This window comes from Flintibacter porci (assembly GCF_041925195.1).
Taxonomy (GTDB): domain Bacteria; phylum Bacillota; class Clostridia; order Oscillospirales; family Oscillospiraceae; genus Lawsonibacter; species Lawsonibacter porci.
Genome location: NZ_JBHEVB010000001.1, coordinates 267,554 through 284,628, shown reverse-complemented (window position 1 = coordinate 284,628; position 17,075 = coordinate 267,554). Strand labels below are relative to the sequence as shown.

17 protein-coding genes, 1 tRNA gene, 1 pseudogene and 2 riboswitches are annotated in these 17,075 nt (G+C 59.3%); of the genes and pseudogenes, 7 read left to right on the top strand and 12 right to left on the bottom strand.

Going from position 1 to position 17,075, the window contains the following annotated elements; translation table 11 throughout:
- Positions 1-291: 291 nt before the first annotated feature.
- The 3 genes from mnmE to ACEVJL_RS01325 form a co-directional block, all read right to left on the bottom strand.
- Positions 292-1,665, bottom strand: coding sequence for a tRNA uridine-5-carboxymethylaminomethyl(34) synthesis GTPase MnmE (gene mnmE, locus ACEVJL_RS01335; RefSeq protein WP_374736651.1), 1,374 nt, complete (start codon positions 1,663-1,665; stop codon positions 292-294).
- A gap of 358 nt (positions 1,666-2,023) precedes the next feature.
- On the bottom strand, positions 2,024-3,424 hold the full coding sequence (locus tag ACEVJL_RS01330) for an NAD(P)/FAD-dependent oxidoreductase (protein WP_020989781.1): 1,401 nt from the start codon (positions 3,422-3,424) through the stop codon (positions 2,024-2,026).
- 151 nt (positions 3,425-3,575) lie between these two features.
- Positions 3,576-3,971 (bottom strand): Zn-finger containing protein, encoded by a 396-nt coding sequence (locus ACEVJL_RS01325; protein ID WP_008982592.1) that lies wholly within the window; start codon positions 3,969-3,971, stop codon positions 3,576-3,578.
- 217 nt (positions 3,972-4,188) lie between these two features.
- Between ACEVJL_RS01325 and ACEVJL_RS01320 the strand changes: the two genes are divergently transcribed.
- The 6 genes and pseudogenes from ACEVJL_RS01320 (at position 4,189) to thiE (ending at position 9,040) form a co-directional block, all read left to right on the top strand.
- Positions 4,189-4,674, top strand: coding sequence for a deoxycytidylate deaminase (locus ACEVJL_RS01320; RefSeq protein WP_110441730.1), 486 nt, complete (start codon positions 4,189-4,191; stop codon positions 4,672-4,674).
- Between the two features lie 55 nt (positions 4,675-4,729).
- Positions 4,730-4,848, top strand: a riboswitch (TPP riboswitch).
- A 76-nt stretch (positions 4,849-4,924) separates the two neighbouring features.
- Positions 4,925-5,530 carry an energy-coupled thiamine transporter ThiT gene (locus ACEVJL_RS01315; protein ID WP_325207137.1) on the top strand — a complete coding sequence of 202 codons (606 nt, stop codon included), beginning with the start codon at positions 4,925-4,927 and terminating at the stop codon, positions 5,528-5,530.
- Between the two features lie 31 nt (positions 5,531-5,561).
- Positions 5,562-6,368: an HAD-IIB family hydrolase gene (locus ACEVJL_RS01310; protein WP_374736650.1), complete on the top strand. Its 807-nt coding sequence runs from the start codon at positions 5,562-5,564 to the stop codon at positions 6,366-6,368.
- A gap of 96 nt (positions 6,369-6,464) precedes the next feature.
- Positions 6,465-6,567, top strand: a riboswitch (TPP riboswitch).
- A gap of 303 nt (positions 6,568-6,870) precedes the next feature.
- Positions 6,871-7,392: pseudogene (gene thiW, locus ACEVJL_RS01305) on the top strand (energy coupling factor transporter S component ThiW); the annotation flags it as partial.
- A gap of 194 nt (positions 7,393-7,586) precedes the next feature.
- Entirely contained in the window at positions 7,587-8,402 is an 816-nt protein-coding gene (gene thiM / locus ACEVJL_RS01300) for a hydroxyethylthiazole kinase (protein WP_374736649.1), read from the top strand.
- A gap of 5 nt (positions 8,403-8,407) precedes the next feature.
- Positions 8,408-9,040 (top strand): thiamine phosphate synthase, encoded by a 633-nt coding sequence (gene thiE, locus ACEVJL_RS01295; protein WP_084203550.1) that lies wholly within the window; start codon positions 8,408-8,410, stop codon positions 9,038-9,040.
- A gap of 62 nt (positions 9,041-9,102) precedes the next feature.
- On the opposite strand, the gene ACEVJL_RS01290 is transcribed toward thiE, so the two are convergent.
- From ACEVJL_RS01290 to ACEVJL_RS01280, 3 genes are read right to left on the bottom strand one after another with little or no spacing between them, the layout of a single operon-like run.
- Complete coding sequence (locus ACEVJL_RS01290) at positions 9,103-9,606, bottom strand: hypothetical protein (RefSeq protein WP_374736648.1); 504 nt, start codon at positions 9,604-9,606, stop codon at positions 9,103-9,105.
- A complete protein-coding gene (locus tag ACEVJL_RS01285) occupies positions 9,603-10,391 on the bottom strand; it encodes a DUF3021 family protein (RefSeq protein WP_374736647.1) in 789 nt (262 codons plus the stop codon). The genes ACEVJL_RS01290 and ACEVJL_RS01285 overlap by 4 nt, the downstream gene beginning before the upstream one ends.
- Positions 10,388-10,849: a LytTR family DNA-binding domain-containing protein gene (locus ACEVJL_RS01280; RefSeq protein WP_374736646.1), complete on the bottom strand. Its 462-nt coding sequence runs from the start codon at positions 10,847-10,849 to the stop codon at positions 10,388-10,390. Before ACEVJL_RS01280 ends, ACEVJL_RS01285 begins: the two co-directional genes overlap by 4 nt.
- 351 nt (positions 10,850-11,200) lie before the next feature.
- Here ACEVJL_RS01280 and ACEVJL_RS01275 point away from each other — a divergent pair.
- A tRNA-Arg gene (locus ACEVJL_RS01275) sits at positions 11,201-11,277 on the top strand.
- A gap of 168 nt (positions 11,278-11,445) precedes the next feature.
- Here ACEVJL_RS01275 and ACEVJL_RS01270 read toward each other — a convergent pair.
- The 6 genes from ACEVJL_RS01270 to ACEVJL_RS01245 all read right to left on the bottom strand — a co-directional run bounded on the left by ACEVJL_RS01270 (position 11,446) and on the right by ACEVJL_RS01245 (position 16,910).
- A complete protein-coding gene (locus tag ACEVJL_RS01270; RefSeq protein ID WP_374736645.1) occupies positions 11,446-12,423 on the bottom strand; it encodes a tyrosine-type recombinase/integrase in 978 nt (325 codons plus the stop codon).
- A gap of 497 nt (positions 12,424-12,920) precedes the next feature.
- A complete protein-coding gene (locus tag ACEVJL_RS01265) occupies positions 12,921-13,175 on the bottom strand; it encodes a helix-turn-helix domain-containing protein (RefSeq protein ID WP_235398194.1) in 255 nt (84 codons plus the stop codon).
- Positions 13,153-13,332 carry a sigma factor-like helix-turn-helix DNA-binding protein gene (locus ACEVJL_RS01260; RefSeq protein ID WP_374736644.1) on the bottom strand — a complete coding sequence of 60 codons (180 nt, stop codon included), beginning with the start codon at positions 13,330-13,332 and terminating at the stop codon, positions 13,153-13,155. Before ACEVJL_RS01260 ends, ACEVJL_RS01265 begins: the two co-directional genes overlap by 23 nt.
- 32 nt (positions 13,333-13,364) lie before the next feature.
- On the bottom strand, positions 13,365-14,342 hold the full coding sequence (locus ACEVJL_RS01255) for an alpha/beta hydrolase (protein ID WP_374736643.1): 978 nt from the start codon (positions 14,340-14,342) through the stop codon (positions 13,365-13,367).
- Positions 14,343-14,501: 159 nt separating this feature from the next.
- The gene (locus tag ACEVJL_RS01250) at positions 14,502-16,577 is read right to left on the bottom strand and encodes a heavy metal translocating P-type ATPase (RefSeq protein WP_374736642.1); all 2,076 of its coding nucleotides are present in this window, start codon (positions 16,575-16,577) and stop codon (positions 14,502-14,504) included.
- 57 nt (positions 16,578-16,634) lie between these two features.
- Positions 16,635-16,910, bottom strand: coding sequence for a DUF6110 family protein (locus tag ACEVJL_RS01245; protein ID WP_374736641.1), 276 nt, complete (start codon positions 16,908-16,910; stop codon positions 16,635-16,637).
- Positions 16,911-17,075 lie beyond the last annotated feature (165 nt).

Sequence of the window (17,075 nt, the reverse complement as noted above, 5' to 3'; positions counted from 1 at the left end):
GCGCAGATACTCCTAAATTTCTATTGAGTAGGCCCCAGTGGGCCGAGGCAAGAAGGAAAGTCTGACCTGGTTTTGCCCGCCGGATGAAATTGCCTATTTTTCAGGAGGGCGTTCCCCGTAATGGGGGCCTGGGGGGCAGATGACTGTGAGCGCCCGCTGCGCGAAGGCGCTCACCGGAATCAACCCCCAGCGCATCTTTGGTTACTTTCTGGGCGAGCAGAAAGTAACACTCGCCCCCAAAATAAAAAGGGAGCAGCCCAAGGCCGCTCCCAACAAAAACAGAACAATAACTTATTTCCCCACGCAAAACCGCTGAAAAATTCGCGCGGTAACATCCTCTCCCACACTCTGTCCGGTGAGCTCACCCAGAGCCTGGAGGGCCGCCTCCACATCGGTGAGCAGGGCGTCGGGGGTCATCCCGGCCTCCAGGGCCTGCCGGGCCCGTTCCACGCCCTCCAACGCCCGCCGGGCCGCCTGGGCCTGCCGGGCGTTGGACAGGAGTTCTCCATAAGCGGAGTCGCTGCCCTTGGGGAACAGCTGGGCCACGGCGGCCTCCAGGTCGGCCAGGCCCTCTCCGGTCTTGGTGCTCAGCTTCACCACCGGGGGCAGGGGGGACAGGTTGAGAAAGGGAACCGGGGCAGAGGGGAGGTCCGTTTTTGTGTGTATTAGAATGGTGGGGGCCAGACTCAGGGCGGTTTCCAGCAGCTCTTGGTCCTCCTGGGTGGCGGTCACGGAGCTGTCCCACAGCACCAGGATGAGCTCCGCCTCCTCCATGGCCTGACGGCTGCGCTCCACGCCCAGGCGCTCAATGGGGTCGCTGCTGTCCCGCAGACCGGCGGTGTCGATGAGCCGCAAAGGCACGCCGCCCAGCTCCACCTCCGCCTCCAGAGTGTCCCGGGTGGTGCCGGGGATGTCGGTGACGATGGCCCGGTCATAGCCCACCAGGGCATTGAGTAGAGAGGATTTTCCTGCGTTGGGCCGCCCTACCAGGGCGCATCGCACCCCTTGATTGAGCCGACGCCCCCGCTGATAGGTGGCCAGCAGGTCATGGAGAGCCCGGCTCTGGTCGGACAGATCGTCCTCCAGTTTGGTGAGGGTGAAGGGGTCGATATCCTCATCGGGGTAGTCCAGCACGGCGTGGAAGTGGGCCATAACGTCTACCAAAGCGGAGTAGATCTGCCCGACCCGGCGGCTCAGCGCGCCGGACAGCCGCCCGGCGGCGTGGCGGGCGCCCTCCCGGCTCCGGGCGTCCAGCAGATCGGCCACGGCCTCCGCCTGGGCCAGGTCCAGCCGCCCATTGAGAAAGGCACGCTGGGTAAACTCGCCGGGACCCGCCTGACGTGCTCCCTTAGCAAACAGGGCCTCCAGAGCCAGGGTGAGCACCATGGGGGAGCCGTGGCACTGCAGCTCCGCCGTGTCCTCCCCGGTGTAGCTGCCCGGTCCCCGGCTGTAAGTGCACAGTACCTGGTCGATGACCTCCCCCTGGGCGTCCAGCAGGCTGCCGTAGACCAGTTTGTGGGCCGGGTGGTCCTCCAAACGGTTGCCCGCGGCGGGCCGGAAGCAGGCCGAAGCCGTCTCCACCGCCCGGGGACCGGACAGGCGCAGAATACCGATGGCCGATGGGACGGCGGGGGTAGCCATAGCGGCAATGGTGTCTTGGTTCATGGGGAAGGCTCCCTTCTCAAAGAATGGTGGAAAACCGCCGGGATAGCGGGCAGTTCCTGCAAAAATCGGATTTGTGGATTTTTCCTCGAAAAAAAGGCTTGACACGGATTTTACCTGGATTTTCGGTAAAAATCCAATGTTTCTGTTCACATAACAACCTGTGGAAAACTTTGTGGATTGTGTGGAAAACCCTTGCCCCGCAAGGAAATGGGAGAGATAAAACCGGCGGTCGAAAAAATTTGTGGATTTGGATAGAGGATTTGGCAGCGCAGGGGGAGGAGAAAGAAAACTCCGCCGGAGCGTCTGCCCAAAATGCAGGAATGCCGCCGCGGGATGACCCGCGGCGGCAGGTGAGGGTTTAAACTTCCTCCTGGATGCGGCGCAGCACCGCCCGGGCGGCCTGCACGCCGGAGGCTCCGGCCTGGGCCAGACCGCGGGTGACGCCCGCGCCGTCGCCGGCGGCGAAGAAGCCGGGCAGGGCGGTCTCCAGCTCGGGGGAGAGAGCCAGACGGGCGGAGTAGAACTTGACCTCGGCACCGTAGAGCAGGGTGTCGTGGTTGGCGGTGCCCGGAGCGATCTTGTCCAGGACGTAGATCATCTCGATGATGTCGTCCAGCTGCCGCTTGGGCAGGGCCAGGGACAGGTCGCCGGGGACCGCGGCGGTGAGGGTGGGGCGGGTGAAGGACTTGCCCAGCCGGTGCTCGTTGGTGCGCACGCCCTTGACCAGGTCGCCGAAGCGCTGCACCAGCACGCCGCCGGCCAGCATGTTGCTCAGAGAGGCGATGTGCTTGCCGTAGCGGTAGGGCTCATTGAAGGGCTGGGTGAAGCGGTTACTTACCAGCAGGGCGAAGTTGGTGTTCTCACTGCGCAGGGAGGGGTCGGCGTAGGAGTGGCCGTTGACCGTGTTGATGCCCTCCACGTTCTCGGCCACCACGTGGCCGTAGGGGTTCATGCAGAAGGTGCGCACCTGGTCGCCGTACTGCTTGGTGCGGTAGACCAGCTTGGACTCGTAGACCACGTCGGTGATGTGCTCAAAGACGGTGGCGGGCAGCTCCACCCGCACGCCGATGTCCACCTGGTTGTTGAGCAGCTCCAGCCCCAGCTGCTTGCACTGGTTGGAGAACCACTCGGCGCCCGAGCGGCCGGGCGCGGCGATAAGCCGCTTGCAGGTGACTTCCTCCCCACCGGCCAGAGTCAGGCAGAAGCCGCCGTCGGCCTGGGCGATGTGCTCCACCGCGGTGTTGAAGCGGAACTCCAGCATGTCCTTGAGTCCCTCATAGATATTCTGGAGGATGCGCAGGTTGTTCTCCGTGCCCAGGTGCTTACACCGGGCCTGGAGCAGGTGCAGGTCATAGCCCAGGGCCTTCCGGGCCAGAGCCTTGGCCTCGTCGCTCTGGGTGGAGAAGACCTGGGTGGTGGCCCCGTGGGCGACGTTGATGGAGTCCACGTAGTCGATAAGGTCCATGACCACCTTGGGGTCCATAAAGTCGGTGAGCCAGCCGCCGAACTGGGTGGTAAAGTTGAACTTTCCGTCGGAGAAAGCGCCTGCGCCGCCAAAGCCGCACATGGTGTCGCATACGGCACAGTGGATGCACTCGCGGACCTTGCCCGCCACAATGGGGCAGCTGCGGTGGTAGATATCCCGGCCCTGGTCCAGGGCCAGTACCTTCAGGTCAGGACGGCTGTGGGCCAGCTCGTAGGCGGCAAAGATGCCCGCCTCGCCGCAGCCCAGGATCACTACGTCATACATGGCATTCATGGAAGTTCTCCTTACATTTTCTTCTGTTTCGGCGGCAAAAAGCCCCGTTCATACAAAATATAGTATAACATACTTTTCAAAAAAACAAAATGGGAAATCCGGTGAAAAGACACGAAAAAGGCCGCCCAAAGGCGGCCTGACAGGGAGAGATTCAGCTTCGCTCCTCAAAGCTGGCGCCGCAGCTGCGGCAGGTGACGGTAATTTTTCCCTTGCCCCGGGGGACACGCAGCTGTTGGCCGCAGTTGGGGCATTTGAAGTAGCGGTGTTCCTTGTCTCTGTGTGCCGTGCGCTGAAAGCGCAGCCAGCGGATCACGGGGCCGGCCACCTGGAGAAACTTTGCGTTTTCAGCCCGGCGGCGAGCAGCGTTGCGGGAGAGAGTACGAAACAGGAGAAGGACAAGCACCGCCAGGGACAGCCAGTACAGCACCCCCCACCGGGTGAGGGCGGAAACCAGATACAGGACCAGGTATAAACCCAGCAGAGCCAGATTGAGCTGGTCGGTCCCGTAGCGGCCGTACATAAAACGCTGGATGGCGTTGCGGATCATAGGCAGCCTCCTAAGTAGAGAAAACAGGCGCGAGGGCGGTTTTTTCTCTTGAAATATCTTGAAAATATGATAGCGCGAGAGTATGAACTCGTCAAGGAAGCAATCGTAAACAAAGTGTGAATTGTTCCTGGCAGAACAACAGAAACCGGGGCATTTGTCTTGCGCCAGGGGACAAAATAGGGTATACTTTTCCCAAATGAACTGGGAGGACCGCTGTATGAAGCGCATCGACAAAGAGAACTATTACCTGGATATCGCCGAGACCGTGCTGGAGCGGTCCACCTGTATGCGGCGGTGCTATGGAGCCATCATCGTCAAGAACGACGAGATCGTCTCCACCGGCTATAACGGCGCGCCCCGTGGCCGGAAGAACTGCATGGACCTGGGCTACTGCACCCGGGAGGCCATGAACGTGCCCAGCGGCGAGCGCTATGAGCTGTGCCGCTCTGTCCACGCGGAGATGAACGCCATCATCTCGGCCGCCCGGCGGGATACCCTGGGCGCCACCCTGTACCTGGCTGGCCGGGAGGCCAAGACCGGGGAGCTCCTTCACGACGCCACCTCCTGCTCCATGTGCCGCCGACTCATCATCAACGCGGGCATCCAGCGGGTGGTCATCCGCAACACCGACCGGGATTACAGCGTGGTCCATGTGGAGGACTGGGTGCGGGAGGACGACTCCCTGCCGGAGCAGCATAAGTAAGGCTCCACCTTGACAGCCCCTGCCGGGGCGGGTACAATAAAGATGACCGCATAACAATCGAGCACAGGGGCGCTGGAAGCTTTTCCAGCTGAGATGCAAAGGCGAATAGGCCGCCTTCGGTCCCTTAAACCTGATCCGGGTAATGCCGGCGTAGGAAGTGAACGGAATGTGGACTCATGTCGTTTCTTTCGTACCGCACTGCACCCGCTTGGATGTGTTGCGGTACAACATTTTTTAGGAGGAAACGAGTATGAATTCCACTGCTGTGACCCGGCGCGCCCAGTCCATCCGGCTGCGCCGCCTGGTAGAGAGCGCCATGATGCTGGCCATCGCCACGGTGCTGAGCATGTTCCCCTTCCAGGGACCCTGGGCGCTGGGGGGCGGCATCACCGTGTGCTCCATGCTGCCCTTGGTGGTGCTGTCCTGGCGGTACGGCTGCAAGTGGGGCGTGTTTGCCGCCTTTGTGTACAGCCTTCTGCAGATGGTGCTGGGCATCCAGAACGTGCAGTACGCCGACAGTGTGCCCACCGCAATTCTGATCATTTTGTTTGACTACGTGCTGGCCTTCTCGGTCATCGGACTGGCCGGAATGTTCAAAGGCCGGCTGGGCAATCCCCGCCTGGAGCTGGTGCTGGGCATTGTGCTCACCTTTTTGGTGCGCCTTGGCTGCCACTATGTCTCCGGCGTGGTGGTTTGGGAGGTGCTTTGGCCCAATGAGCTGGGCTGGGCCGCGCCCATCTGGTCCATTGCCTACAACGCCAGCTACATGATCCCGGAAATTATCATTACCTCCCTGGTGGCGGCGCTGTCCTACGGCCCGCTGAAGAAGTATTACCAGGGCCAGGACCTGAACTGACCCCTTCGGGGGCGAAGAAAGAGAGGCCCCCATGGGTAAATTTGACGGCCTGCTGCTGGTCAGCGACTTTGATGATACCTTATACGATTCCCACCACCGGGTGCCGCCCCGCAATCTGGCAGCCATCAACTACTGGCTGCGGGAGGGGGGACGGTTCACCGTGGCCACCGGGCGGGCCTACACCACCTTTGCCCCCTACGTCCACTTAGCGCCCATCAACGCCCCGGTGGTGCTGTCCAACGGCTCGGCCATCTACGATTTCCACACCGATACCATGCTGCTGGAGACCCAGCTGGACCCCCGGGCGCCCCAGGACTTCCAGGCCCTGATGGACGCCATGCCCTCTCTGGGAATGGAGGCCTACCACGGGGAGGATATCTATGTCTACCGCCCCAACTATGTCACCGACGGCCACATGCGCAAGGTGGGCACCGACTACACGGTAGCCCCCATTGCCGACATGCCCACCCCCTGGAACAAGGTCATTGTCCAGCAGGAGTACGACCAGTTGCTGCGCGCCCGGGCCTGGCTGGAGGAGCACTGCCCGGAGCGGTACGAGGCCATTTTCTCCAACCGCTACTACCTGGAGGTCACCCGCCGGGGATGCAATAAGGGCGGCATGGTGCAGCGGCTCATCGATATGCTGGGGGTGGAGCGGGACAACCTCTACTGTGTGGGGGACAACCAGAACGATATCCCCATGATGGCCCTGTCCGCCATCCCCTTCGCGCCGGCCAACTGTGCCCAGGAGGTCAAAGACTGGGGCGCCAAGCTGCTGTGCCACTGCGACGAGGGCGTCATCGGCGACATCGTGGAGATCCTGGACCGGAAATATTGAGTATCACCTCCCCGCCCTTCAAATGGGGATTGACAAAGAGGGGCGGGGGGGGGATAATAAACCCGTCCCAGCCAAGGCCGGGACATTCTTCGGACGGAAAATACAATGGGGAGCGCGTGAGCGCTGAGAGGAAGTTCGGCTTCGACCCAGAAACCTGATGCGGATCATGCCGCCGTAGGGATGTGGACGTGCTGTTGTGCGTCCGGGCGTGCCTGCGGCACGCCTCTTTTGTTTTTTTCGGCCGGAGTGCGAGGAAGGACTGCCAAAGGCGGCAGGCCGAGGGGGAGCGCCCTGGGCCTGTGTCCTGCTTTCGTATACAACTGGACAGCGATGGGAGGCCGTGTTCCGGCATGAGAGGAAGCCAGTAAGCTTCGACCGACCCGACCCGGTAGTTTGCCCGGGCGGGGGCTCCGCGGCGCCGGGAGACCGGCGTGGGGGAGGGCTGTCCATGTGGGATCCCACTCCTTTTCCGCGGAAGCTTTTGGGAAAAGGAGTCTTTTTTATGAAACGCAACCCCTCTCTTCTGCGCCTGGTGGTGCTGGCTATGCTGGTGGCCGTGGGCGTGGTCATCTCGCCCATCCTCCGTGTGGAGGGCATGTGCCCCACTGCCCACCTTATCAACATCGTGTGTGCGGTGCTGCTGGGTCCGGTGTACTCCTTCGTGTGCGCCTGCACCATCGGCGTCATCCGCATGAGCCTGATGGGTATTCCCCCTCTGGCCCTCACCGGAGCGGTGTTTGGCGCGGCCCTGTCGGGCATTTTGTACCGTCTCAGCGGCGGGCGGCTCATCTTCGCCGTCATCGGTGAGGTGGTGGGCACCGGCATCATCGGCGCGGTGGCCTCCTACCCGGTGATGACCCTGTGGTGGGGCTATACCGGCCTTACCTGGGTGTACTATGTGCCCTCCTTCATTGCCGGTACCCTCATCGGCGGCAGCGTGGCCTTCCTGCTGCTCAAGAAGCTGGCCAAAAACGGCATGCTGCTGAAGATGCAGCAGGATCTGGGGGCCAAGGTGTTTGACCGCCCGGTCACTGTGGCCGGCGACAGCATGGGCATCGTCTTCCTGGGCATCATTGCCTACCTGGCGGTGCTGGTGCTGGTAAAGAACGTGCTGAAGGCCACCGGCGCTGCCATGGCCATGCCCTGGGTGGTGCTGGCTCTGTTCGTGGCCGTGGCCGCCTACTACTATTTCTCCCACCGAAAGGAGAGCGTCAACGCATGAGTCAGTCCCTGGGAGCGCTGCTGGAGGCCCTGCGCAGCCGCCGGCCCCTCATCCACTGCATCACAAACCCCATCTCCATCAATGACTGCGCCAACCTGATCCTGGCGGCAGGGGGACGGCCCATCATGGCCGAGCACCCCGGGGAGGTGGCTGAGATCACCGCCACCGCTGCCGCTCTGGCGGTGAACCTGGGCAACATCACCGACGTGCGCATGGAGTCCATGGTGTTGGCCGGGCAGGCAGCCCGGGAGGCGGAGGTGCCCATGGTGCTGGACTGTGTGGGCGTGGGGTGCAGCAGCCTGCGCCGGCGTTATGCCCAGGACTACCTTGCCAGGATAAAGCCTCAGGTGGCCAAGGGGAACCTGTCGGAGCTGTTGTGCCTCTCCGGCGCCCGCCAGGGCATGTCTGGGGTGGACGCGGACGGCAGCGACCGGCTGGAGGGGCAGACCCTTTCCGCCCTACGGGAGTTCAGCCGCCGCCAGGGAGCGGTGCTGCTGGCCTCGGGGCCGGTGGACGGGGTGTTTGCTCCCGACGGGCGGCGCTGGGAGATCCGCAACGGCCACAGCATGATGAGCCGACTCACCGGTACAGGGTGTATGCTCAATGTGCTCACCGCCGCCTTTTTGGCGGTAGGGGAGCCGGAGGAAGCGGCCACGGCCGCTGCCGCCATGCTGGGCATCTGCGGAGAGCGGGCAGCCCGGGAGGCCCGTGGACCGGGGAGCCTGCGCGCCGCTCTGCTGGACGCGGCCTATACCCTCACGCCGGAAGAATTGGACCATGAGGCGGCGGTACGCCCCTTTGAGAAAGGATGAAACATATGAACCCTGTGGATTTGAAGCTGTACCTGGTGACGGACAGCGGCTACTACGACGAGAAGCGGTTTTTGGACATGGTGGAGAAGGCCTGCCGGGGCGGCGTGACCCTCTTGCAGCTGCGGGAGAAGAACCGGGGCGGCCGGGAGTACCTGCGCCTGGCCCAGGCGGTGAAGGAGATCACTGACCCCGCGGGGGTGCCTCTCATCATCGACGACCGGGTGGACGTGGCCCTGGCCTGCGGCGCGGCGGGCGTCCACGTGGGTCAGACCGACCTGCCTGTTTGGGCGGCCCGGCAGCTGATGGGACCGGACAAGATCGTGGGTGCTACCGCCAAGACGGTGCCCCAGGCCTTGGAGGCCTATGAGCAGGGGGCGGACTATCTGGGGGTAGGGGCCCTGTTCCCCACCGAGACCAAGGTGAACACCGTCCTCACCTCCATTGACACTTTGAAAGACATTGTCAAGGCGGTGCCCATCGGCGTAGTGGGCATCGGCGGCCTGGACGAGAGCAATGTGGACATCCTCACCGGCAGCGGAGCCCAGGGCGGCGCGGTGGTGCGGGCCATCGTCAAGGCCCAGGACCCGGAGCAGGCGGCCCGCCGTCTGCGGGAAAAGCTGGATGCCATCCTGAAATAAAAAATCCGGACCTGGTTTTTAAAACCGGGTCCGGATTTTTCTATGTGGATGAAACTGCCTGTTTAGTACCAGTACAGGGGGATAAAGAACAGCGAGGGGGCGGTGACGATAGCCATGGTGAGAGCCACCACGTGTTTTTCCCGCTGGGTGAGCAACTCGCACTCCTTCATGGCCCGCTTGTCAAAGTAGTAGATGCATATCCCGGCCAGGGCTACACCCGCCAGCATCCAAAGAAACGCTACGGGGTGAAGGAAGGCGTTGGCATAGATGGAAGCGCTTATGTCGTCGGCCCAGGACGCATGAGGGAAAAAGAAGGGGAGTAAGACCCCTGGCAGCAGGAGTGCCATCCCAATAAAATCGGCGACAAAGCCCCACCACCAGAATTTCAACCCTAGTTTTTTCACCACGGCCCACTTGTTTTTGTGCTTCAGGCCCAGCAGAGCCAGGGTGAGCACTAGGCAGTCCACCAGCAGGTTGGCGGGGGCGACGATCAAAAAGATCTGGGGAAAAAGCCAGAGAAGCCACACGGGAAAGAGCACGTTGTACAGGCGCACTTCCTTCTTCATGGAAGGTCCTCCTTCCCATTGTTGCGTTTTGTGCGGTTTTCCCGCCACAGCGCCCCCAGAATATTGCCTGCCAGAGCGGGTATGGCGGTCATAAAGCAGTGAAACAGGGCGCTTTCGTTAAACAGCAGGTATACCATAGGCAGATAGCACACAAAGCAGGCAATGGGAAACAGGGGACATACCCCCTGGCGCTTGCCAAGAGACAGCCCAGCGCACAGGCTGGCTACGGGAAGGATGAGGTAGGGGTACACAAGTCCGGTGAGGGCGGGGAAGTCAACCACCACGGCCCGCTCGATCCCACGCAGCCCCAGCGGAAGGGCGGTGCACAGCAAAAGGACAAAGGGCAAGTAGGGCAGAGTCTCCCGCCACTTGAGGGGAGTTGGCCCGGGGTCCAGACCCAGCAGCTCCCGCAGCTGAGCCACCTCCAAATACCACCCCGTCCAGCGGCCCAGCCAGATGAGCAGGTACAGCAAAAGCAGCAGGCTTTCCCAGAACAGCACGCCGCGTACATCCTTGGCCATATTCAGCTCTACTACCAACAGGGCAAAAAAGGCGGCGGTGCATACAAAATGGCCCATAGAATGGAGCAGCAGCGCACGGCCGCTGTCCGCAAAGGGCTGGGTGGCCAGTCCCGCCATGGCGCCAAGGCCCACGCAGGCCAGCACCGCCAGAAATGAGCTCTCCCGGCTGTGTATCACGTAGGGGATCCAGATGATCCCCACCAACAGTCCCAGTGCACTGCCCAAAAGGATGCGCACCAGCAGCATCCGTGTCTCTTGTTTCATCGTGTCCGCCTCCTCTCCAGCTGTAAGGCCTCTTTGATTTTCTTCACATACCGCCGGGACACATAGGCGTATCCTGCCTCTCCCAGGGTCATACGGATGGTGCCGGTGAGGGACAGATCCACCGCCGTCACCTTGTCCAGATTGATGATCTCTCCGTTGGAGATGCGCACAAATTTTCCCCGGTCCAGCTGCTCTTCCAGCTCATACAGCCGCTCCCGCAGCAGATAGACCGTCCCGCCGTTCACCGTGGCATACACCCGCTTGTCCTGGGCGTAACAGCGCACCAGCTGGCTCTGGGGCAGCAGAGTCATGGTGTCCTCCTGCCAGCCCCGCAGGGGGGAGAGCTGTTCCGCCTCCAGCCGGCGCACCAGCTCGTCCAGCTCCGGCGAGGGAGCGGGCGCCAGCACCACGATCCCGATCTCCTTGCGCTCCGGGTCCAGCTTCACTTCTACCTGCATCCCTTCGCCCCCTTTCTTGGTTTTAGTATAGACGACGGCTTCTTCTCCGTCTAGCGATTTTGGACGGATGGCCGTCAGCACAGGACAAACGGAGCGGGACAGCTTTCCCGTTGACAGTTTTCCGGCGGTGGGCTACAATAGAGGGGCTGTATCGCCAAACTGAATATGCGCCAGTAGCTCAATAGGATAGAGCGCGCCCCTCCTAACAATCCAACCGTTCGAATCCCGGAGCCTTGTATAACTGAATAATTTGTGTATATGCCCCCGTACCTCACCAGGATAGAGGGTCCGCCTCCTAAGCGGATGCTCTACACTCGCCGTTGGCACCCTTTTTTCCAAAATTTCATATCTGCGTCCGTAGCTCAGCAGGATAGAGCGTCCGCCTCCTAAGCGGAAGGCCAGCGGTTCGAATCCGCTCGGGCGTACCAAAAACACTGTAATTCAAAGGAATTGCGGTGTTTTTCTTTTTGAAAAGTTCAGATCAAAGCAGAATAAGGAGTATCTCATTTTGCGGCATCGCTGTCTTTGGCACACCCAAATTTATAGCAACGGTTTTCGTACCGTTCTGGGGTTTGGCACCGTTTTGGCACCACCCCTCAGCGCGCCGCCTGAGCCAAGATAAGCGATGTCAGGTTCGACAAGAGTTCCGGGGACTGCTGAAGCTGGGACAAAAGTGTTTGCGCATCCAGCACCGGCTGCGTTTTTTCTTCCTGCGGAGCGTGAACGCTTCGCAGGTCAGGGTTCGCATAAAATGCGGATTCAAACTTCTGTGCATTGACCTTACGATCTTCATCCAGAATATGAGCATAGATTTTTGTAATCATGTCCACCTGGGAGTGGCCGGTGTCACCCTGCGTCGCTTTCAGATCCCCGTGATTCAGCTTCAGCTTGTAAGTCGTGCTGCTGTGTCGGAGAGAATGAAAAACAACATTTGGAAGGTTGGCTTCTTTCTTGAGCCGTCTGAAGGCGTTATTGATGACGGTTTCCTCACAAGGACGACCGTTAGGCAAAGCAATGACAAGGCCATAGTCCAGATACTCATCACCAAGAAACGCCTTCTGCTTGTCCTGAGAAGCCTTCCATTCCCGGAGAATGTAAGCAACCGTTTTGGGCATCCACACTTTGCGAACGCTGCTTTCCGTTTTTGGCGTTTTCAGAACGATGACCGTGCTGGCATTCTCCAGATACATGGTTCTGGGGAAAACCTTAATGATTTCCTCCGTTCCCAGCACATTCAGCGTATCTTCACGGACACGCCAAAGGACTTTCTCCACGCACAGATGGGCGTCGTCTCGCGCTATATCGGCATCACTGATATGGATATTATCCCAAGTCAAGCCAAGTATCTCTCCAATCCGCAGCGAGCAGGCAAAGGAAAGGTTCATATCAAGCCATTCATCAAAAGATTGCTTAGATACTCTGATCGTTGTTCCGATCTGCACGGTCTTGAATACGCCAGAGTGAACAAGTTTATAAGCGGCAGTTCTCCCGATACCCAGGATGTCAGATATTTCTTTTACTGTATAGGTTCGTTTGCCGGAATAACTATTTATTGTGCTGCTTTCGTAGTCCATAACAGCCTCCTTTCCAAGCAGCATCGTACCGACAATCAAAATTGTAATACGGTGCCGCTAAATTCACAAATTTTTCAGGTCATAAAAAAGTAAAGCAGACAAGTGGCTGCTGGCAGCAGCTCCACAGGATTTTCACCTCGGCCCATGCTGATGGGTGCGCCGAACAATGCTTTGAGGGCGTTCAATTCGGGAGTATCGTTAGGGGTGGCAAAGGTCATGGCCGGCAGATTGCCAGTCTGCTTTCCGGCTGGATCGTAATCGCTCGCTCTGCAAAAAGAGGTCTTGGCGGATCTGCCGTGTGGCTCACTTTGACACGAATGTACCTGTCTGCCTTATTCTGCGTCCATAAGCCGCTTTCTTTTTCAAGGTACGATTAAGGCTCCTGTCGGCCCGTATCAGCCATCAAACAGAGAGCTTGATAACTGATACCCGCAAGCAGGAAAAGCCCATAGCGGCGGTGTGGAAAGGGGAACACGCCGCCGTCCGGGGGCAAGGGATTATGCTGCTCTGGTTACATCAAAGTCCAGAATTTTCGTAATCAGCTTGGTTTCCAGCCGACGCCGCATTTCTTCATCTACGCAGAGATGCGGCACACCGTTTTCGTCATACAGCGTCCTGGTGGAAAGAGCGCAGATGTAACGAGAATAATGCGCCAGCACAGCGTTGATGGCATCCACATTGCCGGACGCAGCCGCTTCAATGGTGGAATACGGCAGCAGCGAGGAAGTGCTATTCTTCTGATTGCCCGCCATCTTCATGAACCTCCAATCTATGTTTCATTTCTTTGAGAGAGCTTGTCCGTCTGTACTGGACTGTGCGGCGTACCATGTTCAGCTTGTCCGCAATTTCCTGATCGCTCATGTCCAGGAAATATGCCAGCAGTACGATGTCACGCTTATCATCCGGCAATGCGGTCAGCGCATCTGCCAGCTTCTCGTTGTTTATCGCAACATCATATCCTGTGTCAAACGCGGACCGATGTCCGTCATCTTAAAATCGTCCAGCTTCTTGATGTACCCAAAGGGGTCCGATGCGTCATATGCGTACATTCCGTGGCGGACAGCCCAATCCACAGTAGGCTCCGACGCCATTTTCTTTTTCATAATTGTGTTGATGGGTCCCCGGACATTATGACGGATCATCCACCGCATCACTCCCCACATGGATTTTGGCACCGCGTAAAGCGCTACATACAGGAAGTTCGGAAAGACGCTCCAGCCCACCACCCGGCAAATTCGCGACCGTTCAAAAGCTGCCGCGAGGGGGGCCAGCATTCCGCCCAGAGACGCCCCCATGATCGTCACATTCGTCTCGCCGATGGCATCCAGCACCGCTTTCACTGGCTTTTCCCACTGGTAGGTAAATTTCTTTCCCTGCACGCGCACCACACCGCCCTGACCAGGACCTTCAAACAGGTAGACTGCGTAGCCCTGCTTTGCCAGATACAGCATGGGGAAGAAGAACTCCTCCAGATAGCTGTCGTTGCCGCCGTGGAGCAGGATCACGCCTCTGCGGGGGCCATCCGGCTCCGTGTGAAGAATTGGCAGTTCCACATCCTCATAGGGGACAGTTATCCGTTCCACCATACCGCTCTCAAAATAGTCCCTGTAATAATCATAAAACATGGCTGTCGCCTTTTGATAATAGGCCAGCTTGTCAGGGTCTCCGTCATACATAAAAAACTCGCTCATACGGTAGTAGGCGATGGCGTTTTCCGTCCGGCCTTCTTGTTCGGCTTCATCTCCGAGGAAAATCAGAGTCTTTTTCCAGTCCGCACTGGAATGAATTCCTGCTGATACAGGCGCAATATCCTCCAGTCGTCCACCGTCCCATTGTATGACCCGGTTCAGCTGAAAATTGAAGTTTGGGTCCTGATTGAGCTGGTAGGTTCCTCTGGTAAATGAAATATCCGGGAGCATTTTCCTCACCTTCTAAAGTTAGTTATAACTAACTATTATTTTCAAAAAATGCCGTCCTCTTAAAACGGCTTTTCTGCTTAAATTATAGGCACAATTCCAGATAAAGTCAATATAGGAAGCGCCGGAAATCGGTTTTTGCCCAATTTCCGGCGCTTTTCGTTAGTCCAACAAATTCGTCATGCTGCGGATGCTGATGCCAAGGGTGGAGAGATTGTGCAGCAAGGCCGATGTGGCGGGTGGCAGGATGCCGGCGGCTCCCAATACGATGAGACTGCCATTGAAGCCCAGCACGAAGCGATAGTTTCCATTGATCCGCTTCAGCAGGCCGTTGGCGATCATCTTCAGCAGCACCAGCTCAAACAGGTCGTCCGCCGCGATGGTGATGTCCGCGATCTCCCGGGCAATGGCGGCGCCGTCGCTGATGGCAATGCCCACATCCGCCGCCGACAAGGCGGGAGAGTCGTTGATGCCGTCGCCAATCATGACCACCGTCCGGCCCGCCGCCTTTTCCTGCTCCACAAACCGAGCCTTATCCTCCGGAAGCACCTCGGCGAAGTATTCGTCCACGCCCACTTCCTTTGCAATGACGGCAGCGGTACGCTCGTTGTCGCCGGTCATCATCACCGCTTTGGAAATGCCTAACTTCCGCAGGCTGTTCAGCACCGCAGATGCCTCCTCCCGCAGTGGGTCCGCCACGCAGATGACGCCTGCCAGCTTTCCGCCGATAGCGAGGTACAGATGAGAATACTCCGCCGGGAGGGCGTCGAACCGCTCCCGCTCCTCGGCCGGGATCACGCAGCCTTCGTCCTCAAACACGAAGTGATAGCTGCCGATGACCACCTTTTCCCCGTCAATGCGGCTGGCGATGCCATGGGCCACCACATATTCCACCTCGGAGTGCATCTCCGCATGGGAGATTCCCCGGCGAACTGCCTCTTTCACCACAGCATTGGCCATGGAGTGGGGATAATGTTCTTCCAGACAAGCGGCAACGCAGAGAACGTCCCGCTCATCCCGGCCGCCGAAGGGGACCACCTGCGCCACTGTGGGGGTGGCGTGGGTCAGGGTGCCGGTCTTGTCAAAGACGATGGTATCCGCCTTGGCCACGGCCTCCAGATATTTGCCGCCCTTGACGGTAATGTGGTAGCTGCCGCACTCCCGCATGGCGGAGAGAACTGCCAGCGGCATGGACAGCTTCAGCGCACAGGAGAAGTCCACCATCAGAATGGAGATGGCCCGGGTGGCGTTCCGGGTCAGCAGGTACGTCAGCGCCGTCCCCGCCAGACTGTACGGCACCAGCCGATCCGCCAGAGCCAAAGCCCGGTTTTCTGAGGAGGACTTCAGCTTCTCCGATTCCTCGATCATGGTGACGATCTGGTCGTAACGACTGGCGCCGGACTGCTGCTCCACCTGGATGACACACTCGCCCTCCTCCACCACTGTTCCGGCGTAGACGCAGGCGCCTTCCGCTTTTCTGACAGCCAGGGATTCACCGGTTAGGGACGCCTGATTGACGCAGGCTTCACCGGAGAGGACCTTACCGTCCAGCGGGATCACATTGCCGGTGTGGACGCAGATGGCGTCCCCGGCCTTTACCTGAGTGATAGGCACCAGCACCTCAGAGTCCTCTGTTTGCAGCCACACCCGGTCCACGTTCAGGGACATGCAGCGGGCCAGGTCCCCCAGGGACTTCTTCCGGGTCCATTCCTCCAGCAATTCTCCCAGCCGCAGCAGGAACATGACAGACGCCGCTGTGCTGAAGTCACCCCGGGCGATAGATACGCCGATGGAGAGGGCGTCCAACACCTCTACCTCCAGTTTTCTCCGCAGCAGGCACCGGACTCCATGCCAGAGGTATCGGACGGAGCGGAACAGCGTGTACGCCTTTTCCAGAGGAGCCGGAAGGAACACCATCCGAACCGCTCGGAACAGGACCATATTCACCAGCTTCTCCTGATACTGGCGGTTCAGAGCCCTGCCGCTGTTTTCCGGGGTGGAGGACACCATGGCTTCACGGTCAAACCGAAACGCTGCCACACCGTCCAGGATTTGCTTCCGACCCTCCCGGTAGAGGATGACCATATCGCAGGTACGCTCATAGACTGTCGCCTGCCGCACACCGGGCAAAGCAGTGAGGTATGCTTCCAGCTGGTCCGCTTCCTCCAACGTCATGCGGCTCTTTTCAGCACGCAGGCGGATGCGCCCGCTGCTCTCATGCAGAATCTTACATTTCATGATAATCGCTCCAAATACGAAAGCCGCCCGCTGAGGCGGACGGCTTGGATGTACGGCTTATTCCGCGGCTTCCGCAGGCTCTGCGGCATCGACTACCTGCTCAGCGGCAGCCGCACGCGCTTCGTTGATGTCCTTGGCCTCCGCGAGAATGTCTCCGCAGTTCTCCTGTACCAGATTCGCAGTCTCCATGACACTATCCTTCATCCGCAGAACAGCGGCAGTGGCATGGGTGTATGCCTTTTTGGCGTCCTTGCTGGTCAGCAGCTTGATGCCGGCGGAACCAAACAGCGCACCGCCCGCAAACAGGGCGATTTTCTTGCAGTCAAAATTCATGGGAATACCTCCTGTTCACTTATGTTTATATCCGGTGATCATGACCATGAGCATACTGAAAACTGCCGCCCACGCCCAGAACTTATGTGCTTTCATTCCGATCACTCTCCGTCTTATCTATACTTGGTTTATAAAATAGAATATCACATTCTCAATTCGTTCACT